We start from the raw sequence: 23,919 nt of genomic DNA, 5'->3' as shown, positions 1-23,919 counted from the left end.
GTCAGCTTAAAAAGTCGTGAAGAAGAATATTCAACATTTGCTGCAATTGCTTAAGCATTAAGGTATCCATGCTGGGCGCAAAATGCGTTGGGTCGTCACTGCCGATGGCTAAAATTGCGATGGGGGCTTCATCACCAATAAGAACCAAGGCAACAGATTCGGCAATGCTACTACTAAACACTACTTGCTTCTCGTGATCACTTAAACGGCCAAAAAAGAAAGGGCCAGTGCGAAAGCGTTTGTCGATTAACTGTCGTTGTTGTAACTCGGTTAAGGCGTTGTCACCGCTAAAAGGTTTAATATGAACTGAAGACAGCCCAAGTTCTTCCTGCATAACAAGTTCAACGGTGGTTTGTACGTCATTTACGTCTTTGCACTTCATGAGTTTTAAAGACAGTGACACGTACACTCGATAAATTTTTTCGTTTTGTTTGGCGACGTCAATGAGCTGGTTTAACTTTTTCGTTAGCTGTTGAATGCGGCTGCGAAATTGCTCGCTTTGCATTTCTACTAAAGAGACTGCGCCCTTATGAGGGTGTGCGAATTGCAATTTTTCGAGTAAATCTATGTGCTTAACAAAAAATTCAGGGTTTGCCTCAAGGTAGTTTCTTACCTCTGTTTCTGAAAGATCTTCGGCAATATTTTGCGCCGATAAAGCGTCGTTCATAATTGTAATTGTCCATCAAACACGTGTTTTGTCGGGCCTGTCATTTTCAAAACGCTGCCAGGGCCATTCCAGCGAATATTGAGCGTGCCGCCGGGAAGGGTCACACTGACATCTCTGTCTAATTTACCTTGAATTTGGCCTATTGCAACGGCTGCACAAGCGCCCGTACCGCAGGCTTGAGTCTCACCCACACCGCGTTCAAAAACTCGGAGTTTTATTTTACTGCGGGAAACAACTTGCATAAAGCCAACATTCACCCCTTTTGGGAAGCGCTCATGAGCTGTTAGTAACGGCCCTATTGTTTCTACATCAGCGGTGTCTGTATCTTCAACTTCTAGTACGCAATGAGGATTGCCCATAGAGGCTGCACCAAAGAACAAGGTTTTGTCTTCTACGCGCAACAAATAGGTTTTTTCTTCCTTGTTAGCTTGCAGGGGAATTGCCGCTGGATCAAATTTAGGCACACCCATGTTCACAGTCACTTGGCCGTCTTTTTCAACGTAAAGTACGATGTTGCCTACTTTCGTGCTTACCGCAATTTTGTTGCGATTAATTAGCCCTTTCATCTTCACGAAACTAGCAAAACAACGAGCTCCGTTACCACATTGCTCTACTTCACCACCGTCGGCATTGAAAATACGATAATGAAAGTCTTGTTCTGGATTGTACGGCGGCTCGACCAATAAGAGTTGATCGAAGCCAATACCGAAATTGCGATCAGCCAACTGGCGTATTTTATCCGGCGATAAAAACACATTTTGAGTCACGCCATCAATCATCATGAAGTCGTTACCAAGGCCGTGCATTTTTGAAAAGTTTAGCTGCATAATAACCGACTAATTATTGGTTGGAAGTGTACACTCGCCGCGCCATAAGTCGCTACGGGTTTCTCGTTCGCGCACAACATGAGCAACAGCGCCATCGACCATGATTTCAGCTGCCTTACAGCGACTGTTGTAGTTCGATGCCATTGCAAATCCATAGGCACCTGCACTTCGTACGGCTAAATAGTCACCAGGAACAATACATAGTTCTCTGTCTTTACCTAAGAAATCTCCGGTTTCACATATAGGCCCAACAACGTCGTAAGTTGATTTTTCAGCACTCGACGCTTTGTTTAACGGAATAATGTCTTGCCATGCTGAATATAACGCCGGTCTGAGTAAATCGTTCATTGCAGCGTCGACAATGGCGAAATGTTTCTCTTCGCCTTGCTTGATAAATTCGACTTGAGTAATGAGAATACCTGCATTTGCGGCAATAGCGCGGCCAGGCTCTAAGATCAGCGTCAAATCTGGGCGACCGGCGACCTTGTTAGCAAGTCTTGCTGCATATTCATCTAAATCAGGTGGCGTTTCATCTTGGTACTTAACGCCTAAACCGCCACCTAAATCTAAATGCTTAATGTGGATATCTAGTTCGGCTAATTCATCAACCAATACTAATAATTTGTCTAACGCATCTTCAAATGGCGATAGTTCAGTAAGTTGAGAGCCGATATGGCAATCCATACCTGTTATTGCCAAATTGCTTAGGCTTTTTGCGTACTTGTAAGAAGCAACAGCTTGTTCAGCGGCGATACCAAACTTATTCGATTTTAATCCTGTAGAAATATACGGGTGGGTTTTTGCATCGACATCGGGATTAATACGCAGTGAAATGGGGGCCATTACGCCCATTGATGCTGCAACGCTGTTAATGCGATCAAGTTCTGGGTGAGACTCAACATTAAAGCACTTAATTCCGGCTTCTAAGGCTTCTTTAATTTCACCTTCTTGTTTCGCTACGCCAGAGAAAACCACTTTAGATGGATCGCCACCAGCTTCTATCACCCTTGCAAGTTCCCCTGCGGAAACAATGTCAAAACCAGAGCCTAATCGAGCAAGTACATTCAATACGCCAATATTCGAATTGGCTTTCACTGCGTAACAAATCAGGTGGTTATGGCTTGCTAATGCATTATTAAATGCGTGCCAATGGCGTTCAAAAGTGGCTTTTGAATATACATAGGTAGGTGTACCAAACTTGGCCGCTATGTCACTAACATTTACGTCTTCGGCGAAAAGCGAGTCGCCTTTATAATTAAAATAATCCACTAAAAATCCTACTGCTGGTTCTCGGACGTTTGTGCTGCGGGTTCAACGGTATCTGGTGTGCTTTGTTCTGGCTCTTGTGGAAGCTCCAATGGGCCTCTGTAGCCACAAGATGATAAGGCTAGTACTGCCAATAGAATAACTGATGCGCGCCCCATTACGATTAACCCAATTTAAACGTGTTCAATGGGCCGTATCATCGCATTAAAGCGTTAAAATGCAAGCGACAATAAGCGTTGTTTGATTTTGTCTGGAAAATACACTTGTTGCCATAAATGATCAGTGAGTGGTTTTACGTTATTCCATTGACGTTTTAACACCCAATCAATTAACGGATTTGGGTCATTAGGAAAGGTGATTGGCTCGTTTCCTTCGTAAGCTAACCAGTCTTCTACGTCGTCTGTATCCAAATGGTAAAGGGTGTGACACAGGGCTAATTTTTCTAAAACCCGTAAATCAGACAATGCTTCAAACTGCCCATCTGCAGGTTTAATTAGCAACTTTTTGCCTAATTGAAGGGCTTTGCTTACCCAGTTGAAATCGCCGTGGGTAATTACGCCAGAACACTGTTGAATTTGTTTTTCAATATCAGTGTGTAGTAGTGAGCGCCAACTTATATGTTCTTGCTGTATGTCATCTTTAATGTGTGGATGGTAACAAATGAAACCTTGCTCGCTTAAAGGTTCAAGTAGTTCCCGAATGTCATTAACGGATTCAAATGGTAAATATACGAGGATCTGATTACTGCTGGATACTTCAGATGACATTTGTTTTGAGATAAAAGGAGGCACGATTGGCTGGTTGAAATGAAACCAATGCATGCCTAGTTGAATATTAGCGGGGGCCAGCCAGTGTGACATCAGCCGACTGGAAACGCCGTTTTTGACTTTGGGAACTCGAAAATTAAATGACGCTTGGTGGCCGATAGAAATCGAAGGGATGCCTTTGAGTTTTGCAGCCCATGCACTAATAGGTTCAGCGTCATTTAATACTAAGTCGTATTGGTCAATGTTCAGCTGTTTCATGTTGCATAGAATTTGACTGTTTTTTATGTCTTTAAGTGTTTTCAAAACATTGGTGTTTTGGGGCTTAGAGGGAGAGTCTAAACCTTTAAAAAATTGGGCATTGCCAAAGCTGGTCATATCTTCGTAGGCGCCAATAGCACGGCCAGAAAAAACAAAGTCTACGTCTATGTCGTCTCGTTGGGAGAAAGCTTTTTCCATAATACGTGCGTTGGCAATAGGAGTATTTCCACTGCCTTGGACTCCGTATAGAACTTTCATTATTTGTTTAGCCAGCTAGTACAATTATTGAGCGAAAGGTTATAGCGAAAACATGAAAGCTTTTTTACAGAAATACGACACATTTGTTACAAAAATAGGGGCTTGTACAAGCCTACAAAAGGTGTGGTAAGGTTGAATCCTCGTTTTTACTTTTGCTCGAGTAGCCGATTATGAATTATAACACTTCTGAGATATGTGATTTGTTCGCCGATAGCGTTGATGTTGTTGAGCCTCTTTTTATCCATTACGGCGGTGTAAGTTCGTTTGGAGGTGAAATTACTACTGTGAAGTGTTATGAAGATCGTGGGCTTGTTGAACGAGTGCTGAGTGAACCTGGTGAAGGAAAGGTACTACTAATTGATGGCGGTGGGTCTTCTCGTCGAGCAATTATCAATGCGCTCTCCGCCCAAGATGCGTTAGACAATGGTTGGGAAGGTATTATTTGTTACGGCAGCGTTAGAGATGTCGATGCCTTAGCCGATATTGATATCGGAATACTTGCGGTAGGCTCCATACCTGTTAACGCTGATTGCGAAGGGGTTGGAGATGTTGATATACCGGTAAACTTTGCAGGTGTTACCTTTTTGCCGGAAGATCATATTTATGCAGATAGCACTGGTGTAGTGCTATCTCCAGAACCCCTTGATTTAGATTAAGCCAATACGCCTTAAGTTGTTTGCTTTGCCAGTTCGTTAAATAACTGGTTCAAGTACAAAGCGATTCTGACACCGCCTTGAGTTAACCTTAATTCAATATCTGGGGTGTGCTTGTAAACGTATTGCCAGCTTAAATTGTTGGCATCCTCTGGATAAGCAGTATCTCTAATTTTAGTACTTTCGGATATCCAATCTGCGGGAGTTGTGCTGTGCCATTTGGAAACATCATCAGCGACAAGCTTGCTGACTAATTTGTGCTTCCATTCGGTATACGACAAATTTTGATGTTCTATTAAACCTGTATCCCATACGCGATGTAAATTGCTGTCTTGCCACATGAAACGCACTTTTACATCGTTTCCGCCTTTGTCTGTGCCGTTTCCTGCATGCAATGGCTGATGCAAATCACCAATAATATGTACAATAAAACGCAAAGCCAGTTGTTTTTCTTCAAGGCTAGATGCTGAATTTAACAAGGTTTTCTTAAAAGCATTTAATGCAGTAACAGCGTCACCTTGAGAAGGCGCATGCTGATTGGAGTAGGCCTGCTTCGGTACAGTTACGTAGTGGTAAGGGCCAGCTTGTTTTTGCCAAAAGTCAGACGGGTTAGAGCGCATTTCGTCAGGCCAAGTGGACGCTTCTGCTAAGGTCTCATTGGGCAAAATAGCCTTTACATAAGATGCTGCAATAGGGTCTAAATAATCCTGTGCGATAGCGCCTGTGACTCTGTGCCCTGTTTGTCCCCAAGCGAAGAGGTTTTGGCTAAACACACTGGCAAGGAGTAATAGAGCGAGGGATTTTTTATTTGATGAGCGATTATTTTTCTTCATGCTTGTATCCCCAGCGGGCAACTAATTTTTGTTCTAATTGAAGGTGATCAAGAATACGTGCAACAACAAAATCAACTAAGTCGTCAATAGAGTGAGGCTTGTGATAAAAGCCCGGAGACGCAGGCATAATAGTTACGCCCATTTGCGATAGCTTGTGCATATTTTCTAGATGTAAGGTCGAAAGAGGCATTTCCCGCGTAACTAAAATAAGCTGACCTCGTTCTTTTAACACCACGTCGGCACCGCGCTCGATTAAGTTATCACTGGCCCCTGTGGCAATAGCCGAAAGTGTACCCGTTGAACAAGGGCATACCACCATTTGCTTGGGTGCCGCAGAACCCGATGCTACAGGAGAAAACCAGTTGTCTTTACCATACACTTTAAGTTGTTCGGGCTTTGCTTTGAAATACTGTGTTAGAAAGGCTTCCGCTTTTTCTGGGTGAGAGGGAAGGGCTAAATCAGACTCTTCTTTAAACACCACTTGTGCTGCGGGTGATATAAGTACAAATACCTGAACGTTTTGTTCAGTTAATTTAGACAATAAGCGCAACGCATAAGGCGCTCCAGAAGCGCCCGTTATGGCTAATGTTAGCTGACTGTGAAAGCCCTGGGTTGTATTCATAGTGCCTCTAATAATTTTTGATGTATTCCGTCAAAGCCGCCGTTACTCATTACCACTATTGTGTCGTCGGCATTGGCAGTGCGTACTACTTCATACACAATATCGTCGGTTTTGGTTCTGGTGTTAACTATAGTTGAAGCATTCACGTCTGTATTTGGCGTAAACCACGCCATTGACGGATCGACTTTTACCCATACTTCATCGGCGTCTTGCCACGAGGCGTCTAATGCGTCTTTATGAATACCCATTTTCATTGTGTTCGAACGAGGCTCTATAACCGCAATAATACGGCCTTTCTCATTGCGCTTTTTAAGGCCCGACAGTGAGGTTTTTATTGCAGTTGGGTGATGAGCAAAATCATCGTAAACACGCACACCGTTAACTTCCCCTCGAAGCTCCATACGGCGCTTCACATTGATAAATTCTGATAACCCTTGCACTGCGATATCGGGCTTCACACCAACGTGATGGGCGGCAGCAATGGCCATTACACCGTTATGCATATTGTGTTCACCAAAGAGTGACCAAGCTAACTTTACTGGGGCGGAGTTTTTATAACTGACTTCAAATTCACTGAAATCGGGCTTCAACGCTTTTACTTGCCACTCTTTACCTATTTGACGTTGTTCGCTCCAACAGCCTTTGGCTAACGTGTCTTGCACGGCTTCATCTTTGGCAAACGAAAGAACACAACCATGTTCAGGTACTGTGCGCACGGCATGGTGTAGTTGAGTTTGAATGGCTTCTAAATTTGCATAGATATCGGCGTGATCAAACTCTAAATTGTTAATAATCAATGTGCGGGGTAAGTAATGTACACATTTTGCGCGTTTATCAAAGAAGGCACTGTCGTATTCGTCTGCTTCGATGATAAAAAACGGCGATTCACCTAACCTTGCCGATTGATTAAAGTTTTGTGCCACGCCACCAATGAGAAATCCAGGTTTAAGTCCTGCGTATTCTAAAATCCAAGTTAACATACTGGTTGTGGTTGTCTTACCGTGAGTGCCTGCAACAGCTAGCACCCAACGATCTCGCAGTAGGTTTTCTCGTAACCACTCAGGGCCACTGTTGTAAGGAATGTTGTTATTCAGCACGTATTCAACTGCTGGATGGCCTCGGGATAGGGCATTGCCAATCACTACAAGATCGGGGTTAGTGTCAAATTGCGCTAAGTCGTCTAACTGGGAAAGGCTAATTCCTTGGTTCTCAAGTTGTGTACTCATGGGAGGGTATACATTGCTATCAGAGCCAGTAACCTTGTGTCCGAGGGACGAAGCGAGTGCCGCAATACCACCCATAAATGTGCCGCAGATGCCTAAAATGTGAAGATGCATATAAATTGTTTGCTTTGCTTTGTTTTGCTTGCGCGTACTTTATCAGATGTAATTCGTCGTTCACACTTTACTCATTAATAGATACAATAAGACATCACAATCTATTTGTAGAAAAAGGCATATTCACCGGATGACACGTTTAAATTCTCAGCTTCAGCAAGATGACGTACCTTTAGAGTTAGTATTATTAATTCAAAGTCTAATGGTAGGGTGTAAAGAAATTTCGTTCCGTGTTGGCCAAGGTGCGTTAACAGGTGTTTTGGGTTCCACTTCCAGTGAAAACGTTCAAGGTGAAACTCAAAAGAAACTCGATGTGATCTCCAATCAGATTCTAAAAGATGTGTTAATCGAGTCTGGGCACGTTAAGTCAATTTCTTCAGAAGAAGAAGATGACGTTGTAGCCTGTAACCCAGAAGGTAAATATTTGGTGAGCTTCGACCCATTAGATGGGTCGTCAAACACAGAAATTAATAGCCTTATTGGTACTATCTTCTCTATTACTCATGGGACCGATGGTATACAAGCTGATGATCCTTCTGGTTTTTTACAGCCAGGAACGCAAATAGCTGCAGCAGGTTATGTGCTTTATGGGCCATCAACTATGTTAGTTATGTCTACTGGTAATGGTACCCATGTGTATACGCTAGACAAAACACAGGGCGACTTTTTACTGACTGAGTCTAACATTCAGATACCAGCAGACACGGCAGAGTTTTCTATCAATATGTCTAATCAGCGCCATTGGGAACCTAACATACAAGCTTATGTTGCCGATTTACTAGTGGGTAAAGAAGGACCTAGAGGTAAAAATTTCAATATGCGTTGGGTAGCAGCCATGGTGGGTGACGTACACCGTGTTTTATCTCGTGGTGGTATTTTCTTGTATCCATTTGATAACCGCGATCCAAGCAAGCCGGGTAAATTACGTTTGTTATATGAAGCAAGTCCAATGGCTTTTCTTGTTGAACAGGCGGGTGGAATGGCATCTACAGGTGAAACTAGAATTCTAGACGTGATGCCAACAGATATACACCAGCGTGTCCCTACGGTACTTGGCTCTAAAAATGAAGTGGAAGCTTGTTTAGCTTATACGAAATAGTTCAACACTTTGAACCGCAAAACTGTTAACTGTGCACGACCTTTATTATACTAGCGTACAGTTAACGCTAATTTAGATTAAAAGGAAAATTCAATGAGTTTGAATGACGTTCCTGCAGGTAAAAAGTTACCTGAAGAAGTGAATGTAATTATCGAGATCCCAGCACATGCGGATCCTATTAAATATGAAGTAGACAAAGACAGCGGTGCTATTTTTGTTGACCGCTTTATGGCGACTTGCATGCATTACCCAGCTAACTATGGCTATGTAAACAATACTTTGTCTGATGATGGCGACCCTGTAGACGTGTTGGTTGTAACACCGTTTCCATTGGTTTGTGGTGCTGTTATCCGTTGCCGTCCTGTTGGCGTGTTGAAAATGACAGATGAGTCTGGTTTTGACGCGAAAGTAATTGCAGTTCCTGTAGATAAGTTAACAACTATCTATAGCGACGTGAAAGAAATTGCTGACTTGCCTCCTTTGCTATTAAAGCAAATTGAACACTTCTTCGAGCATTATAAAGATCTTGAAAAAGGTAAATGGGTTAAAGTTGAAGGCTGGGCAGATGCCGCAGCGGCTAAACAAGAAATTACTGACAGCGTAGAGCGTTACAATAACGCGTAATGTTGTAAAGTTGTCGTATGATGAAAGCCGCTCACTATAAAATGAGCGGCTTTTTTGTTTTAATGGGCAGGTCTCATTCTTTTTTCAAGGTAGTGTTAATGGCTTCACGAGTGTTTTTTGTCGTATTTTTACTGTTTAGTGTGTCTGCGTCAGCCGCTACACCAAAAGAAGTGTATTGGGAAGATTTAGTCCCAGAAGGCTTCAATAATCTAACTTTGCCTTTACTCAACCACGATAACGCAATGGCTCAAGCACAGCCCAATGCTCCGGTTATTGAAGAATTAAATGGTCAATATGTAAAAATTCCTGGCTTTATCGTGCCTCTTGAAGGCTCGGCAGAGTTAACAACAGAATTTCTATTGGTACCGTATTTTGGCGCATGTGTACACGTACCACCACCGCCTTCAAATCAAATTGTGTATGTCAGATTTGAAAAAGGTATACCTTTGGAAGATTTGTACGACGCCGTTTGGGTTGTAGGTAAGCTGTCTACATCAGGCTGGCAAGGTGATATTGCAAGTGTGGGATACACCATGGCGGGTGAAGCAGTAGAGATCTTTGAATAAGACCTCTACTGGTTTTTTAAAGTAGAGGTTTTAAGAAACGCCCAGTATGAGATACATCAGATGCAGCCACTGTTTCTGGTGTACCTTGAGCAATAATTTGACCACCGCCACTGCCCCCTTCTGGGCCTAAATCAATTAGCCAGTCTGCGGTTTTTATCACATCTAAATTGTGTTCAATTACCACAACAGTGTTGCCGTGATCTCTTAGTCTGTGCAGTACGGCTAACAGTTGTTTGATATCGTGGAAATGCAAGCCTGTAGTGGGTTCGTCAAGAATATACAGAGTTTGCCCTGTATCTCTTTTCGATAGCTCTTTGGCCAATTTAACCCGCTGAGCTTCACCACCAGATAAGGTTGTGGCTGCTTGGCCCAAACGCACATACGACAAGCCAACGTCCATTAAGGTTTGTAGCTTTCTGGCAATAGAAGGTATGGCGTCGAAAAATTCTCGCGCTTCTTCAATGGTCATTTCCAATACTTCGTGAATATTTTTGTGTTTGTACAATACTTCAAGGGTTTCGCGGTTGTAGCGTTTACCTTTACACACGTCACAAGACACATACACATCGGGTAAAAAGTGCATTTCTACTTTAATGACACCGTCGCCTTGGCACGCTTCGCAGCGTCCGCCTTTCACATTAAAACTAAATCGTCCTGGCTTGTATCCACGAGAACGGGCTTCTTGAGTGCCTGCAAACATTTCTCTGATGGGGGTAAAAATACCCGCATAGGTTGCAGGGTTAGAGCGAGGGGTACGACCAATTGGGCTTTGATCTATGTCCACAACCTTATCTAGTGCATCCAACCCTTCAATCGAGGTATACGGTGCAGGCTCAGAGGTTGTGGCCTTGTTTAACTCGGTATGAGCGATGCGATAAAAGGTGTCGTTTATTAAAGTCGATTTACCCGAACCCGACACACCAGTAACACAAGTCATTACGCCAAAGGGCACATTTAAAGTGACAGATTGCAAGTTATTACCCGTGGCACCTTTTAGCGATATCCAGTGATCATTTTTAGCGCTGTGTCTAACGGAGGGTACATCAATTTTTTCTCGGCCAGATAAATATTTACCCGTTAGTGAGTCTTCACTTGCCTTGATGTCTTCTACAGTACCCTGTGCAATAATTTGGCCGCCATGCACGCCAGCACCTGGCCCTATGTCGACGACATAGTCCGCTTCGCGAATAGCGTCTTCATCGTGTTCAACCACAATAACGGTATTGCCCAAGTTCTTTAAATGATTCAGGGTTTTTAGTAAGCGTTCGTTGTCTCTTTGGTGTAACCCAATAGAAGGTTCATCTAACACGTACATAACGCCCACTAAGCCGGCGCCAATTTGACTGGCTAAACGAATGCGCTGGGCTTCACCACCTGATAGCGTGTCTGCGCTACGAGATAACGACAAGTAATTCAGACCCACGTTAACTAAAAAGCGTAAACGGTCGAGAATTTCTTTTAAGATTTTATCTGCGATTTGGGCTTTTTGTCCGTCTAAGTCTAATTCCTCAAAGAATGAATAAGCTTGGGCAATAGACATTTCAGCAATAGCAGGAAGTGGCGTGCTTTGTATAAATACGTTACGGGCTTCTGTTTTTAATCGTGTGCCGTCACAGGTATCGCAAGGCTGGTGGTTAAGGTATTTGGACAGCTCGTCTCGTACTGAACTGGATTCCGTCTCTTTGTAACGGCGCTCCATATTAGGAATGATACCTTCAAAGGGGTGGTTACGTTCCATGATATCGCCGCGCTCATTTATGTATTTAAAAGCGATGGCTTCACCTTTAGAGCCGTTGAGAACTATGTCTTTGGCGTTTTCATCAAGCTCTTTAAATGGCGTGGTTAAATCAAATTTATAATGATCGGCAACGGATTGCAGCATTTGGAAATAGTAATAACTGCGTTTATCCCAACCCCTTATCGCGCCTCCCGACAACGACAATTCATCGTTAGTAATTAACCGTACTGGGTCAAAAAATTGCCTTGTGCCTAGGCCATCGCAGGTTGGACACGCGCCAGCAGGGTTATTAAAGGAAAACAATCGAGGTTCTAGCTCGGTAATGCTATAGCCACAGACTGGGCAGGCAAAATTCGCTGAAAAAACAATTTCCTCTTTGTCAGGATCATCCATATAAGCCACTTTTGCTGAGCCTGAGGATAAATTTAGTGCGGTTTCAAAGCTTTCAGATAAACGAAGTTGAATGTCTTCTCGTACTTTAAATCGGTCGACAACCACTTCTATGGTGTGCTTTTTATGTAAATCTAAAGTGGGCGGATCAGATAAATCGCAGACATTGCCATCGATACGGGCGCGAATAAAGCCTTGTGCAGCAAGGTTTTGAAGTGTTTTTACATGTTCGCCTTTGCGTTCTTGAACCACTGGCGCGAGTAACATGAGTTTTTCGCCTTCAGGTAAAGAAAGTACCTTATCAACCATTTGACTGATGGTTTGCGCATCAAGAGGTAAGTCGTGATCTGGGCATTTGGGCGTACCGACTCTTGCATATAACAGTCGTAAGTAATCGTATATTTCTGTAATTGTACCAACGGTAGAGCGAGGGTTATGAGACGTCGATTTTTGCTCGATAGAGATAGCGGGGGATAAACCTTCAATGTGGTCAACATCGGGTTTTTCCATCATCGACAAAAATTGTCTCGCATAGGCCGAAAGCGATTCAACATAGCGGCGTTGGCCTTCCGCATAAAGTGTGTCAAACGCCAGAGAAGACTTGCCAGAACCAGATAAGCCGGTAATTACAACGAGCTTATCTCTAGGTAAGGTTAAATCAATATTTTTTAGATTGTGGGTGCGGGCACCGCGTACTTCTATTTTATCCATAACACGTCGAGAAAAGCCAAAAAAAGAATTATGCCACAGAGTGAAAAATAATATCGGTTGTTACGTCGTTCTGTTTACACAGATCGGCAAATTTCTATGTTAATATCATTTTCGAATAGCAGTAGAGAGAGAAAGTTGAAGTGAATGCGTTAGAAGTGCGTACGGCGTTAGTACTTGCCAGCATATATATGTTTCGTATGCTGGGTTTGTTCATGGTTTTACCCGTACTGGCGATTTCTGCGCGAGATTTCCCTGATTACGCACCTGCGCTAGTAGGCATTGCAATTGGCGGATACGGCTTAATGCAAGCTATTTTACAAATTCCTATGGGCACCTTATCAGATAAATTTGGGCGTAAACCCATTATTGTGGTGGGGTTAAGCATATTTGCCATAGGCAGTATTGTTGCCGCTCAAGCCGATACGTTACTAATGCTAGTGTTTGGTCGAATTTTGCAAGGTGGCGGCGCTATCGCTTCTACTGTAATGGCCTTAGCCACCGATGTTTCCCGGGAAAAGTCTCGGCCTGTTGTGATGGCACTGATTGGTATTTCTATTGGTTTTTCATTCTACTTAGCGGTGTTAATTGGGCCTTTAATTACAGTCAGTTTTGGTTTGTCTGGTATTTTTTGGTTAACTGCAATTGGTGCAATTATCAGTATTCCTCTTTTGTTACTGTTAGTGCCTACGTCTTCTAAATCCTTAGCAAGTTTAGATGTTGTGCCGAAAAAGCAAGGCTTGTGGGCACTGGCGACAAAAACCCAATTGTGGCGATTGAATGTCGGCGTATTTCTACTTCACGTATCTATCACCCTACTGTTTGTGCCATTTCCTTTGGTGTTATCGTCAGTTGGCTATGAACTGGATATGCAATGGAAATTGTATTTACCGATTTTAGTTATTTCTGTGGCGGGTCTTGGCTTTATAATGAATATTGCCCGCGCGAATAAAGAATCAAAAGCGATTGTGCTCGCTGGAGCTTGTATGATCAGCGCATTTGCAGCCTTGGCGTTCGGCTCTTTAACACTGACAAGTGTTGTTGTGGTAGGTGCCTTGTTTTTCACCGGTTTTAATTATTTAGAAGCTACTTTTCCAAGTGCGGTTTCTCAGCTTGCGCCGCCAGGTGAAAAAGGCTCGGCAATGGGGTTGTATTCTAGTTTTCAATTTTCTGGTGCGTTTGTTGGCGGTTCAACGGCAGGGCTATTACTTGAATACTTATCTGCGGCTTGGGTCTTTTCAATTGGTATTGCGGTAACGGCTGTAATTATTCTTGTTTGTGCAAAAATGAAAACCAATGAAAAAGTACAACGGTTGGTGTTGGAAGTAACCAATACGCCTTTAGATTTTGCATCGGTACTTGCCAAAATTTGTAATGTAGAAGGTGTATTAGACGCTAAATGGAGTCCAAACAACACAGCCTTGTATGTTAATGCCAAAAAAGGCGTAGACTCCGATGTGTTACAACGCATTCTTCACGAAGCCAATTAATTACATCTAATGCCTGTTTAAACGCCTGTGCTAAACCCACACTTGGGAACGGAATTAGCGACTTTTAAACAAAACAATTAAACTCGTTTATCTTGTGGGTTACACTATCAACCAAGATATATTCTAGGAGAAATACAATGCCGAGTAGAGGCGTAAATAAAGTTATCTTAGTTGGTAACTTGGGGAACGACCCTGAAGTCCGCTACATGCCAAATGGCAACGCGGTTGCAAACTTGAGCTTAGCAACAAGTGAAAGTTGGAAAGACCAGCAAGGGCAAATGCAAGAGCGTACAGAATGGCACAGGCTAACTATGTACCGTCGTTTGGCTGAAGTGGCTGGCGAATACTTGAAAAAAGGTTCTCAAATTTATGTGGAAGGCAAACTCCAAACACGTAAATGGCAAGATAACCAAGGCCAAGACAAATACACAACTGAAATCATAGTTGACCAAATGCAAATGCTAGGCGGTCGCGGTGATGGCGGCAACCAAGGTCAAGGTGGTGGTCAAGGTCAATATGGTAATGGCGGTGGCGGTTACCAAAATCGTCCGCAAAATCAAAACATGCAAGGTAATCAAGGCGGGTATGCTCAACAGCCACCTAGCCAAGCTCCACAAGGTGGACAGCCTCCTGCTCAACCTCAAAACAAGCCGCCGATGGCAGAGCCTGATTTTGATTTTGACGATGATATTCCGTTTTAGGTTCCAGAAGAATTTAATTTTGTAGAGTTAAATTCTATAAAGAACCTCTTGAAGCTTTATTTTTAAGACTTTCATGTCTTTCAGGTAAATCTCAAGGGGTTTTTATTTTGTATAATAAAAAGTTGACAGTGCAATTAGTATTGCTACTAAGGTATTAAATTTACCTGTCCTTCGTTTGACATCTTCAGAGTTTTTGTTTGAAGTAGGCTTCTAGGTGAAAATCAAATCATTATTGATGTTGTCTGATAAAGGAATATAAATGTTAAAGGAAGTTGACCCTCATCATTTAACTTGGCTGCTACTAGTAATGTTAACTATGTCAACTTTGCTTGCAGCATATTTTACCTCTCGAAAGAAAAAGAATTTATCCGCTGAAATCGAAAGAAAAGAAAAGGCTCTCAAGGATAAGCCAATAGACGATATTGTTCAGGAACTTCAAAAGTCTTTTGAAGAAGTCGAGCGGAGACTAAGTGATGGTAAGCCTATCTATGACAAACTTCTCCAAACACTTAGTAAAAATGACGATAAGCTTAAATATATAGACGTAGGCTTACTTCCCCCAACTTTTAGGTTTGATGACCGTGAATCCCTTAAAAATCAAATAGAAAAATGTCTAGACCAACAATTTCAAGTTATAAAGCGCGGCGGAGCTACAACTGCATATTCCAATTGGGAATGGTTTGGTAGCAAAAGTAAAGGCACTCAAATGGTAAATGCGTACCAAAGCCTTTTATTGAAAGCGTTTAACGCTGAGTTTGATGTTATCAGGAAACAAATGCGCCATTCTAGCTATGACATTGCCATCAATAAACTTTATCGATTAGAAGAACAACTCGAAAAGCTGGGTGAAACAGCTAATGTAGCCATTTCACCAGAATACTTTAACTTAAAGTTGCAGGAGCTGGATGTCTGGCATAGTGAGCTTGAACATAGAGAAGAGTTAAAACAGGAAAAGAAAAAACAAAAAGCATTATTACGAGAGCAATCTAAGCAATCAAGGGGTGATACTGAAGAGCTTGAAGATGATATTTACTATCGCAAATCTGATCTGATAAAAGCTCAAAAATTAGCTCAACAGTTACATGGTGCCAGTGCAGCAGGCATGGAAATGAAAATAGCGAAAATGCAAAAGGAAATAGAAAATCTAGAGAGTAAGTTTGAGCGTGCAACATCTCAGGCACAGATTACTAAAGCCGGATATATCTACGTAATCTCAAATATTGGTAGCTTCGGTGAAGGTATCGTAAAAATAGGCATGACCCGACGCCTTGAACCGATGGATAGAGTTAGTGAACTGGGCGACGCAAGTGTGCCATTTAAGTTTGACGTTCACGCTTTAACTTTTGTTGATGATGCGCCTAAAGTAGAGAAAGTTCTTCATCGGAAGTTTAACGACAAGAGAGTCAACATAGAAAATCTTCGCAAGGAATTCTTTAGAGTCTCACCCCAAGAGGTAGCAAAAGCGATGGAGGAACTAAATATTGAATGTGATTGGTATTTTGATGCAGAAGCAAAAGAATTCAGAGAAAGCCTACTCATTCGCAAAGCGTTTGAGAAAGAGCAATCCAATATTCAGTCTGTATCTAATCAATTGCCTAGTTCAATTTAAAGGAGTTGCCAATGTATATCACTATTGCCTTAGCAGTTCTTTTTTCATCATCAATTTACTTGTTGTTAACCTCTCGCGCTAAGCTTAGCGAACTCAAACTAAAAGACATTGAGATTGAAAAAACTTATGAGCCAGCCTCAAAAGAAGAGAAGAAGCTATCTGTACTGAAAAAAGAATACAGCTCATTACAAGATAGTTACCAAGGCAAGCTTGCCAATTTACGCAAAGGAGAAAAACGTTTGTCTCAATACTATTTAGGTATTGGAACGACTGATGCCGTATCGTATAAGAGTCTTACAAAAGGTAAGACGGTAGAAGACATTGAATATCGTCTTCAAGATATTAAAGCATCCTTAAAGCGGTTGGTAAGTGAAAAGAAAGCCTGTGTTTGTAGCATGGGGAATGATGTTGTAGTGAATGGGAAGAAATCAGAAGCTAAAAAACTATTCAATAGGGAAATTAAGCTTCGTTTACGCTGTTTAGACAACGAGTTTAAGGCTGCAACAGCATTGGTTGACTGGAATAATATTAATCGCCTTATTCAGCGTGCCAAGGATACTTTTAACGACATCAACGCTTCAGGCTCAATAGTAAAAACTTACCTAAAAGATCAATACTTAAAGTTGAAAATAGAAGAATTGAGATTGAACTATGAACTCAATAATCTAAAGCAAGACCTGAAAGAAGCAGAGCGTGAAGAGGCCCTTATTAAGCGAGAATCTGAGCGAGAAGAGAAACGAATTCAGGCCGCATTAGAGAAAGCCGGGAAAGAACGCAAACTCATGGAAAAGCTTGTTGCAGAAGAGCTAGTTAAGTTAGAGTCAAGTTCAGAAGAGCAAAGAATTTTGTACGAACTTCATAAACAAGAGTTGGAAAAGCTTAAGGAAAAAGAACAACGTGCGATCTCTCTTGCACAACTTACACGTGCTGGATACATCTACATTATTTCCAATCAGACATCATTTGGAGAAGGTGTGGTCAAAATTGGCATGACTAGGAGAGCAGACCCTTATGATCGAGTTAAAGAATTAGGAGATGCATCAGTTCCTGAAGTATTTGACGTGCATGCATTTGCTTTTACTGATGACGCTCCTTCACTCGAAAAGTACCTACACAATAAATTCGAAGAAAAAAGAGTAAATCTCGTTAACGGACGCAAGGAGTTTTTCCAAGTATCTCCTGACGATGTATTGGCTGAGTTACCTAGCTACGAAGGTAAGTACGAGTTAAGTGAATTAACAGTTTAGCAGATAATCTAACGGCATATATGGCGATATATCTTGTCGATTAACAAAAGTGTTAATATAAGATAATAGTAACAGAGAAATACCCTCTAATTTTACATTTTGATGTTCTTATGACAGATATGAAAAACTGATCTAATTCAGCTCAGCCATTCGCATCGGCATAGTGTCTATATCGCGAAACACGTCCGCCAAGATAAGGTTTTGGTAATTGTGCTTATCTTGCCCATCAAGACCAATCAACAATACCTTGTTATCGTTGAGACGAGCGGAAATAGCCTTATGTGTCAGCGTATTTTCGAGTTTGCCTTCAGGGTACACGCTCACTTTGTCACCCATTAATACAAATACCAGAAGCTTCCGTTCTATGAGTTGTGTTCTTTTTGCTTTTATCTGTCGTATAACCCTTACTGAATTGGGTTCGGATGTCAGGTTGACAAGCACTAGTCGATACTGCCAATTGTAGGGCGTGAAGTTATGGGTTGCAGCGTTCAAACCGAAAGCCATAAATACGATAAAAATAAATGATTTTAAGATACTTTTCATGGTGATTAATACGTGAAAAGTTCATGCTGGATCTAATTTCAAAGGAATAATTGGTTTTTATGCTCAGGTTTTCAATCAATTTAGCGCTAATACTGTGCTTGATGTTTACCAGCCTAGCGATGGTCAATTGTTCCCTGCCAGTGCCTCCGGCCCTCATATAGAGGTGCGTTTGCTCAGTGAGATGAATGCACTCGTGCCGAGGAAGACTCAGTATCTGGCCATTCAAATACAACCTGAGCAACACTGACACACGTATTGGCAAAGCCCAAGTGACGGTGGTGAACGCTTAAAATTACCTTTGTAGATATTAACAAATAAGCATCTTTACCCGCTTTTTCAGTGCGGGCAGCACGTCCTCTGGGAACCATGGGTTTTGCTTGAACCAGTAATTATTGCGAGGGCTAGGGTGTGGCAGAGGTAAAACAGTAGGCCAATGGTTCTGCCATTGTTTGACTGTTTCGGTAAGCGTTCTGCTGCGTTGATTACCTAAATGCCAATCCAGTGCATATTGCCCGATGACTAGTGTGAGTTCGATGTTCGGCAGCAGAGTTAACACCTGCTCTCGCCAATGTTGAGCACATATTTTCGGTGGTGGTAGGTCGCCGCTTTTACCGGTTCCGGGGTAGCAAAAAGCCATAGGTAAAATAGCAATATTGGTATCGTTGTAGAATGTATTGCGATCGATCCCCATCCAATCTCGCAATCGTTCACCTGATGGGTCGTCAAATGGAATACCTTTTTGATGGGTTATTCGCCCAGGAGCTTGGCCTGCAATGAGTATTTTGGCGTTATGGTTTAGTTGAACAATAGGGTTAGGGCCAAGAGGCAAATTAGTACACAGTTCACATGCTCTGACATTAGCTAATACAGCCGAAACATCGTTGGTTTGGATTGCATTGGTTGTCACTTTCCGACCTTAAGTTAAATATTAAATAGAACACTCCTGTGCTGAAGGTTTCAAATTAGAACATATGAATACGTTTCGTTATAGAAGAAAGAGTAAATTGAAAAGTTTGCTTCTGTTAGCCAAACTTAAACCACAAGCTGCCAAATGATAGGTATGCATATAACAAAGATAATCCCCCTCATTTTTTTACTGCTGTATACGGAATCACTAACAGGTAAACGCATTCCAAACAGTACCCGCAATAGATTGAACTTACTAATAATTATCACCAGGATAAGGCAAACCAAAGGACTTAATAGTAAATTTAACAGAAATTGATTTTCTGGCTCAGTTGAGACCATTAGCTGATTGGTTGCAATAATATATGCCAACGCCACAATTACAGTTTGATGGACTATATACAATGGGTACACATAGTCATTTAACCGCTTTATTGCTGAATTGGGTTTGTTTAAGTAGTGATAAGCTAATGCCATTATCATTAGTAAAGGGAACAGTTTATTTGCGGTGTAAATGCTCTCAATTAACACATTTAGCGAAGGGCTTTGTTCATGTAAGTTGGCTTGCCATATAAAGATGAAGCCAAGTTGCAAACCGAGCATTACAAAAATCGCAATGCCGCTGAGCATCAACTTATGCTTCGCGAGAGTGTCATAAAACTGATTTTGATTGCCCAATAAAAAGCCCAATAAAAATAAGGTAAAGCCGTACCATTCGCGAACAGCTTCCCCTTCAACATAAACTTGAATAAGCATTATTGGTACAGCAAAAACAAGCACTAAATAAAAAAGGTTAGAACTGACGCCTTTTATGAAAAAGGTCAGTTTACCTAGTCTTATTAAAGGATAAAAAATAAGGGCGAGCATACTAAAGCGCCATAGCGAGCGTATAAACCACAAATGATTTACATCAAATCTCGGCCATATTCCCGAGCTGTAACTATCAAAATAGTTTTTAGGCTCAAAATAAAAAGCGTGAACGAAACCTAAGAAATTAAGAGGCATATCACCTCCTTGTTTCATTTGCACAAATAACTGTATTGGAACAACAAAAAAGATGCCTATGAGTAATGGTAGTAGTAATTGGTTACTTCTTTTTTGTGCCAATAAAATTAAACTTTTACTTAAGCACATGTAAGAAAAAGCAACTCCAGAGATAAGCCATAACAACCCCATACGCCACGGTGAAGTTAAAAGCGTGACTGACTTTAGCCAATCAGCCTCAATAGGAACTTTGTAGTGAAAGCCCCACTCGGGTACGTACACCATGGCGGTATGATAGAGAACAAGTACAGCGATGGCAGCTACACGCAACCAATCAAGAAAGAATAAACGGGGTGGGAGTTCAGCTTGATTTACAAAATCGAGGACTGGTTTCATTTTGGTAATGTCATTTAAATTTATCGAATGGTGCTAAACCATAGCCGTTTCCTAATGTCGTATTCCATTCTAACTTGTTGAAAAAGTTGAATAAGTGATAATAGGTGGCTAGTTGGGATAAGTGGTGAGTGCTAGGCTCTATAACAGGAATAGGAATAGCGGCGCCTAAAATAGTTTTTGATGTAATGGCTTTTGGTTGAGCAAAAAACTACACTTTATTAATTAAATGATTAAAAAACTAATTACATAATTCGATATTCCAGAATCCATCTACTATATTTTAAATTAAATTATATAAGGTTCTGTGTATGAGTACGTTTTTCAGTAAATTTTCTATTCGAAAGAGACTATTTATAGTTTCATTATTTCCCCTTATTATTACGTGCTTATCTTTACTTTCAATTATTTATGTTCAATTGAACACCTTGGTGAAAACCGAAACGGAATCTGCAACAACGCTACTTACTGATGCAAAAAAAGCAGAACTGAAGAATGCGATCGATATTGCATATAACACGATTAAACCTTTGTATGAATCTGGGGCTCCGCGAGAGGAAGGTGTAAAGTTACTTCAGCGTATGAGGTTTAGTAAAGAAGGATATATTTTCGGTTATGATAGTGATTCGGTAAGAGTTTTTCTTGGTACAGGCACAACAGATGGAGTGGGCAAAAGTTATAAAAATTTACAAGATGCCAATGGCGTTTATCTTGTCAATGAGCTGGTTAGAGCCGGTAAGGAAAATAAATTGGGTAGTGGCGATAATTTTGTAACTTATCACTTCCCGCGTCCAAATGAAGAAACGGCCTATCCTAAATTATCGTACGCAATCTTCCTAGAAAAATGGGATTTAATGATAGGTGTTGGTGTCTATATTGATAGCATTGAAACTGAAGCACAAGTATTTGAAAAGCACGTAACTGAAGTAAGTGTAAAGCTAATAACCACGATTATAGTATTGTCTATTGCGCTCATTATCCTAATGATTATGCTGAGCGTTATTATTGTTAAGTCCATTTTAACCCCACTCAGTTCCGTATCTGATTCTATTCGTCTTCTTAGTGAAGGAAATGGTGATTTAACCAAACGAGTTCCAGTTCAAGATAAGTTTGAAACGGGCCAATTGGCGGAGAACCTAAATAGGTTATTATCTTCCTTACACGGAAACATATCAGCCGTGTACAAGGTTTCTGTGGACGTGGATGAAGAAACTAATCTATTGGTAAAACAGGCTGAAAATATTAAATCGGTCAGTACCCAGCAACAGTCAGCCATTGAGCTAGTTGCCTCTGCCTCTAATGAAATGGTGTCGTCGTCCAACGAGGTATTAAGTAACGCAAAAAGTGCAGCAGATGCAGCACAATCTGCGAACAGTCATGGCATGACTGCACTGGATAAAGTTAAAAAAAGCAGCGTAGAAATGAGCGAACTCATTGTAGAAATTAATAAAGCGAACGACGTTGTTAAAGGGGTGGGAGATGACGTTCAGAACATTAGCGCTATTTTACAAGTAATTGAGAGCATAGCTGAACAAACCAACTTACTTGCGCTGAATGCCGCAATAGAAGCTGCGAGAGCAGGAGAGCAAGGCAGAGGCTTTGCAGTTGTTGCAGATGAAGTGAGAAACTTGGCTAGTAAAACCCAAGGAAGCACAGAAGAAATTCAACAAATGATAGTTAAATTGCAAAATGGCTCTAAGTCGGCAGTAGAAGCTATGCAATTGAGTATGTCCAGTAGTGCTAATGCAGAATCAAGTGTCTCTGAATCCTTAAGTGCGCTTAATGATATAGCAGAATCAGTAGCAGTAATAACTGATATGAATTCTCAGATTGCGAGCGCCGCAGCAGAACAAAATGAAGTGGGCGAAGATATAGGTAAGCGTATAGAAGATATATCTACAGAAACCTTCGGTTTGAAAGAAATCGCTCAGCAAAATAATCTGACATCTGAAACGCTAAGTGTTAAAGCAAATGAACTAGAGAAAATTGTTAGTCAATTTAAGCTTTAATACGGAAGGAGTGTTGAGTCTAGAAAGGAGGAACCTCACTTTAGTGACGTTTTAAGTGAGGCTTTTACTTTAATGTTGATGGTAAGTGGTATATTTTAATTAAACGACGACATTAATTATGATGATTTGCAATAAGGATATTTCATGAAACATATATTCGTATGTATTAGTTACTTATTACTCACTTCACTAACTTTCCCTTCGTTTAGTTCTGAGCCTGTGTTTTCACCTGCAAAAATGGAAGATGACAATCAATACGGCCCGAAGAGTCAAAGAGCCAATCCTTCTAGAAATGAAGGCTGGGCGTATATCGATTTTGTTGTTAACAAAAACGGTAAAATTGATAACGTTATTATTGAAGCTTCAGAAGATGATTATGTTTTTAAAAGTGAACAATACTTAAAAGGCATTAATTATTCCCCGGCTAAGTTGGGTGATGAGACCGTGTCTTCTTCTTCTACTTTATTGGTTGATTTCAGCGTTGCAACCAGTGCAAATTCTAATGATGGATTCAACACACTTTTCGGTAAACGCTTTGAAGCCGCAAAGGCGCTTATTATTGATGGCAAGTTGGACGAGGCCCGTATTGAGCTAGATCAAATGACATCGCGGCACATGAAAAATACAACCGAGCGCGCTTTATCGGCTTGGTTACATAGCCTCTACTACTACGGTACGCAAGATTGGGGTGAATACGAGGCGAGTTTGTTAGAGGCGAATAACTTACTTTCAAAGTTGCCAAGGGATTTAGCCAAAATGACCATAGATAACTTGATGAAGTATCAAGTTCACAAAAAACAGTTTTCTGATGCCCGTGACACTTTTTTTCGAATGGAAAACATTGAAAAGGTGAAATTGTCTGATGAGTCGAAAGACAACGTAGTTGCAGAGCTTTTCCGTATGGTCGATGACAGTAAAGAGATTACTGTGGATGCGGTGTTGAACCAGAGAAAAACATGGCGACATACGCTAAATCGAGATCAGCTGGATGTTGCTGTGGTAGAAGGTGAACTTACCGCCGCCGGTTTGTACTGTCAAAATGGGTACATAGATATACTTGCGAATAATTTCGAGACAGTTCAAGTCAGCAACGACCTAGGTAAGTGTAATTTAGCAATCCAAGGCGAACCCGGTACATCAATTCGTTTAAAAGAAACGGGTAATAACCGTTTCAACGTTTGGTTATAACGATGGCATTAGCATAGAAAGAAGGCCTTGATTATTCAAGGCTTGTTCTGTTGCTTTGCTCGCCCTTTTCATTCTCATATCATTCACATCACCGATGTCATTTCCGGCTATTACGACTATTAACGAATGAGCTAGGTGTTTTATTCCATGTTGATTCAATATTTTGTAATCATTCTATGGTAGACATAGAGAGAGTAGCGATTCTTCGCACTTATTCGCATATTGATATATAACTT

23 protein-coding genes are annotated in these 23,919 nt (G+C 41.3%); 10 read left to right on the top strand and 13 right to left on the bottom strand.

What is annotated here, in order from left to right; genetic code table 11:
* Position 1 precedes the first annotated feature (1 nt).
* Genes J3L16_RS09340 through J3L16_RS09320 form a run of 5 tightly spaced genes read right to left on the bottom strand, consistent with a single transcriptional unit; the run spans position 2 to position 4,043 of the window.
* Positions 2–667: a DUF484 family protein gene (locus J3L16_RS09340; RefSeq protein WP_207612701.1), complete on the bottom strand. Its 666-nt coding sequence runs from the start codon at positions 665–667 to the stop codon at positions 2–4.
* Positions 664–1,494 carry a diaminopimelate epimerase gene (gene dapF / locus J3L16_RS09335; protein WP_207612700.1) on the bottom strand — a complete coding sequence of 277 codons (831 nt, stop codon included), beginning with the start codon at positions 1,492–1,494 and terminating at the stop codon, positions 664–666. Before dapF ends, J3L16_RS09340 begins: the two co-directional genes overlap by 4 nt.
* Before the next feature lie 9 nt (positions 1,495–1,503).
* Complete coding sequence (gene lysA, locus J3L16_RS09330) at positions 1,504–2,763, bottom strand: diaminopimelate decarboxylase (RefSeq protein WP_207612699.1); 1,260 nt, start codon at positions 2,761–2,763, stop codon at positions 1,504–1,506.
* Positions 2,764–2,771: 8 nt separating this feature from the next.
* The gene (locus J3L16_RS09325) at positions 2,772–2,918 is read right to left on the bottom strand and encodes a lipoprotein (protein ID WP_207612698.1); all 147 of its coding nucleotides are present in this window, start codon (positions 2,916–2,918) and stop codon (positions 2,772–2,774) included.
* A gap of 54 nt (positions 2,919–2,972) precedes the next feature.
* Complete coding sequence (locus tag J3L16_RS09320; RefSeq protein ID WP_207612697.1) at positions 2,973–4,043, bottom strand: glycosyltransferase family protein; 1,071 nt, start codon at positions 4,041–4,043, stop codon at positions 2,973–2,975.
* 170 nt (positions 4,044–4,213) lie between these two features.
* Here J3L16_RS09320 and rraA point away from each other — a divergent pair, with 170 nt between their 5' ends.
* Positions 4,214–4,699 carry a ribonuclease E activity regulator RraA gene (gene rraA, locus J3L16_RS09315; protein ID WP_207612696.1) on the top strand — a complete coding sequence of 162 codons (486 nt, stop codon included), beginning with the start codon at positions 4,214–4,216 and terminating at the stop codon, positions 4,697–4,699.
* A gap of 11 nt (positions 4,700–4,710) precedes the next feature.
* Here rraA and J3L16_RS09310 read toward each other — a convergent pair whose 3' ends face one another.
* Genes J3L16_RS09310 through mpl form a run of 3 tightly spaced genes read right to left on the bottom strand, consistent with a single transcriptional unit; the run spans position 4,711 to position 7,488 of the window.
* Entirely contained in the window at positions 4,711–5,529 is an 819-nt protein-coding gene (locus J3L16_RS09310) for a S1/P1 nuclease (RefSeq protein WP_207612695.1), read from the bottom strand.
* Positions 5,516–6,151: a flavin prenyltransferase UbiX gene (locus tag J3L16_RS09305; protein WP_207612694.1), complete on the bottom strand. Its 636-nt coding sequence runs from the start codon at positions 6,149–6,151 to the stop codon at positions 5,516–5,518. The genes J3L16_RS09310 and J3L16_RS09305 overlap by 14 nt, the downstream gene beginning before the upstream one ends.
* Positions 6,148–7,488, bottom strand: a complete 1,341-nt coding sequence (mpl, locus tag J3L16_RS09300; RefSeq protein ID WP_207612693.1) for a UDP-N-acetylmuramate:L-alanyl-gamma-D-glutamyl-meso-diaminopimelate ligase — start codon at positions 7,486–7,488, stop codon at positions 6,148–6,150. The genes J3L16_RS09305 and mpl overlap by 4 nt, the downstream gene beginning before the upstream one ends.
* A 130-nt stretch (positions 7,489–7,618) precedes the next feature.
* Here mpl and J3L16_RS09295 point away from each other — a divergent pair, with 130 nt between their 5' ends.
* From J3L16_RS09295 to J3L16_RS09285, 3 genes are all read left to right on the top strand, one after another.
* Positions 7,619–8,587 (top strand): class 1 fructose-bisphosphatase, encoded by a 969-nt coding sequence (locus J3L16_RS09295; RefSeq protein WP_207612692.1) that lies wholly within the window; start codon positions 7,619–7,621, stop codon positions 8,585–8,587.
* A 93-nt stretch (positions 8,588–8,680) separates the two neighbouring features.
* Entirely contained in the window at positions 8,681–9,211 is a 531-nt protein-coding gene (ppa, locus tag J3L16_RS09290; RefSeq protein WP_207612691.1) for an inorganic diphosphatase, read from the top strand.
* A 98-nt stretch (positions 9,212–9,309) separates the two neighbouring features.
* The gene (locus J3L16_RS09285; RefSeq protein ID WP_207612690.1) at positions 9,310–9,777 is read left to right on the top strand and encodes a DUF3299 domain-containing protein; all 468 of its coding nucleotides are present in this window, start codon (positions 9,310–9,312) and stop codon (positions 9,775–9,777) included.
* Between the two features lie 16 nt (positions 9,778–9,793).
* Here J3L16_RS09285 and uvrA read toward each other — a convergent pair whose 3' ends face one another.
* Entirely contained in the window at positions 9,794–12,616 is a 2,823-nt protein-coding gene (uvrA, locus tag J3L16_RS09280) for an excinuclease ABC subunit UvrA (protein ID WP_207612689.1), read from the bottom strand.
* Between the two features lie 140 nt (positions 12,617–12,756).
* Between uvrA and J3L16_RS09275 the strand changes: the two genes are divergently transcribed.
* The 4 genes from J3L16_RS09275 to J3L16_RS09260 all read left to right on the top strand — a co-directional run bounded on the left by J3L16_RS09275 (position 12,757) and on the right by J3L16_RS09260 (position 17,660).
* Entirely contained in the window at positions 12,757–14,103 is a 1,347-nt protein-coding gene (locus J3L16_RS09275) for an MFS transporter (RefSeq protein ID WP_207612688.1), read from the top strand.
* Positions 14,104–14,240: 137 nt separating this feature from the next.
* Positions 14,241–14,804: a single-stranded DNA-binding protein gene (locus J3L16_RS09270; RefSeq protein ID WP_207612687.1), complete on the top strand. Its 564-nt coding sequence runs from the start codon at positions 14,241–14,243 to the stop codon at positions 14,802–14,804.
* A gap of 259 nt (positions 14,805–15,063) precedes the next feature.
* Complete coding sequence (locus J3L16_RS09265) at positions 15,064–16,413, top strand: DUF4041 domain-containing protein (protein WP_207612686.1); 1,350 nt, start codon at positions 15,064–15,066, stop codon at positions 16,411–16,413.
* An 11-nt stretch (positions 16,414–16,424) separates the two neighbouring features.
* Complete coding sequence (locus tag J3L16_RS09260; RefSeq protein WP_207612685.1) at positions 16,425–17,660, top strand: DUF4041 domain-containing protein; 1,236 nt, start codon at positions 16,425–16,427, stop codon at positions 17,658–17,660.
* A gap of 132 nt (positions 17,661–17,792) precedes the next feature.
* Here the strand turns inward: J3L16_RS09260 and J3L16_RS09255 are convergent, their stop codons facing one another.
* From J3L16_RS09255 to J3L16_RS09245, 3 genes are all read right to left on the bottom strand, one after another.
* Complete coding sequence (locus tag J3L16_RS09255; protein ID WP_207612684.1) at positions 17,793–18,203, bottom strand: DUF4174 domain-containing protein; 411 nt, start codon at positions 18,201–18,203, stop codon at positions 17,793–17,795.
* Between the two features lie 307 nt (positions 18,204–18,510).
* On the bottom strand, positions 18,511–19,110 hold the full coding sequence (locus tag J3L16_RS09250) for a uracil-DNA glycosylase family protein (RefSeq protein ID WP_347564655.1): 600 nt from the start codon (positions 19,108–19,110) through the stop codon (positions 18,511–18,513).
* 125 nt (positions 19,111–19,235) lie between these two features.
* Positions 19,236–20,489, bottom strand: a complete 1,254-nt coding sequence (locus tag J3L16_RS09245) for an acyltransferase family protein (RefSeq protein WP_207612683.1) — start codon at positions 20,487–20,489, stop codon at positions 19,236–19,238.
* Positions 20,490–20,797: 308 nt separating this feature from the next.
* Between J3L16_RS09245 and J3L16_RS09240 the strand changes: the two genes are divergently transcribed.
* The gene (locus J3L16_RS09240; RefSeq protein ID WP_207612682.1) at positions 20,798–22,495 is read left to right on the top strand and encodes a methyl-accepting chemotaxis protein; all 1,698 of its coding nucleotides are present in this window, start codon (positions 20,798–20,800) and stop codon (positions 22,493–22,495) included.
* Positions 22,496–22,639: 144 nt separating this feature from the next.
* Positions 22,640–23,683 (top strand): hypothetical protein, encoded by a 1,044-nt coding sequence (locus J3L16_RS09235; protein ID WP_207612681.1) that lies wholly within the window; start codon positions 22,640–22,642, stop codon positions 23,681–23,683.
* On the opposite strand, the gene J3L16_RS09230 is transcribed toward J3L16_RS09235, so the two are convergent.
* Entirely contained in the window at positions 23,678–23,842 is a 165-nt protein-coding gene (locus tag J3L16_RS09230) for a hypothetical protein (RefSeq protein WP_207612680.1), read from the bottom strand. The genes J3L16_RS09235 and J3L16_RS09230 overlap by 6 nt on opposite strands.
* Positions 23,843–23,919 lie beyond the last annotated feature (77 nt).

The organism is Alteromonas sp. 5E99-2 (assembly GCF_017368475.1).
In the GTDB taxonomy this organism is placed as follows: Bacteria; Pseudomonadota; Gammaproteobacteria; order Enterobacterales; family Alteromonadaceae; genus Alteromonas_F.
Note: the sequence above shows the minus strand (reverse complement) of the source record. Positions and strands in the feature narration are given on the sequence as shown.

What these genes read in the sequence shown, in the direction of transcription:
- J3L16_RS09340 (WP_207612701.1), bottom strand. Translation starts at nt 667, where the DNA reads ATGAACGACGCTTTATCGGCGCAAAATATTGCCGAAGATCTTTCAGAA.
- dapF (WP_207612700.1), bottom strand. Translation starts at nt 1,494, where the DNA reads ATGCAGCTAAACTTTTCAAAAATGCACGGCCTTGGTAACGACTTCATG.
- J3L16_RS09325 (WP_207612698.1), bottom strand. Translation starts at nt 2,918, where the DNA reads ATGGGGCGCGCATCAGTTATTCTATTGGCAGTACTAGCCTTATCATCT.
- J3L16_RS09320 (WP_207612697.1), bottom strand. Translation starts at nt 4,043, where the DNA reads ATGAAAGTTCTATACGGAGTCCAAGGCAGTGGAAATACTCCTATTGCC.
- rraA (WP_207612696.1), top strand. Translation starts at nt 4,214, where the DNA reads ATGAATTATAACACTTCTGAGATATGTGATTTGTTCGCCGATAGCGTT.
- J3L16_RS09310 (WP_207612695.1), bottom strand. Translation starts at nt 5,529, where the DNA reads ATGAAGAAAAATAATCGCTCATCAAATAAAAAATCCCTCGCTCTATTA.
- J3L16_RS09305 (WP_207612694.1), bottom strand. Translation starts at nt 6,151, where the DNA reads ATGAATACAACCCAGGGCTTTCACAGTCAGCTAACATTAGCCATAACG.
- mpl (WP_207612693.1), bottom strand. Translation starts at nt 7,488, where the DNA reads ATGCATCTTCACATTTTAGGCATCTGCGGCACATTTATGGGTGGTATT.
- J3L16_RS09295 (WP_207612692.1), top strand. Translation starts at nt 7,619, where the DNA reads ATGACACGTTTAAATTCTCAGCTTCAGCAAGATGACGTACCTTTAGAG.
- ppa (WP_207612691.1), top strand. Translation starts at nt 8,681, where the DNA reads ATGAGTTTGAATGACGTTCCTGCAGGTAAAAAGTTACCTGAAGAAGTG.
- J3L16_RS09285 (WP_207612690.1), top strand. Translation starts at nt 9,310, where the DNA reads ATGGCTTCACGAGTGTTTTTTGTCGTATTTTTACTGTTTAGTGTGTCT.
- uvrA (WP_207612689.1), bottom strand. Translation starts at nt 12,616, where the DNA reads ATGGATAAAATAGAAGTACGCGGTGCCCGCACCCACAATCTAAAAAAT.
- J3L16_RS09270 (WP_207612687.1), top strand. Translation starts at nt 14,241, where the DNA reads ATGCCGAGTAGAGGCGTAAATAAAGTTATCTTAGTTGGTAACTTGGGG.
- J3L16_RS09265 (WP_207612686.1), top strand. Translation starts at nt 15,064, where the DNA reads ATGTTAAAGGAAGTTGACCCTCATCATTTAACTTGGCTGCTACTAGTA.
- J3L16_RS09260 (WP_207612685.1), top strand. Translation starts at nt 16,425, where the DNA reads ATGTATATCACTATTGCCTTAGCAGTTCTTTTTTCATCATCAATTTAC.
- J3L16_RS09255 (WP_207612684.1), bottom strand. Translation starts at nt 18,203, where the DNA reads ATGAAAAGTATCTTAAAATCATTTATTTTTATCGTATTTATGGCTTTC.
- J3L16_RS09245 (WP_207612683.1), bottom strand. Translation starts at nt 20,489, where the DNA reads ATGAAACCAGTCCTCGATTTTGTAAATCAAGCTGAACTCCCACCCCGT.
- J3L16_RS09240 (WP_207612682.1), top strand. Translation starts at nt 20,798, where the DNA reads ATGAGTACGTTTTTCAGTAAATTTTCTATTCGAAAGAGACTATTTATA.
- J3L16_RS09235 (WP_207612681.1), top strand. Translation starts at nt 22,640, where the DNA reads ATGAAACATATATTCGTATGTATTAGTTACTTATTACTCACTTCACTA.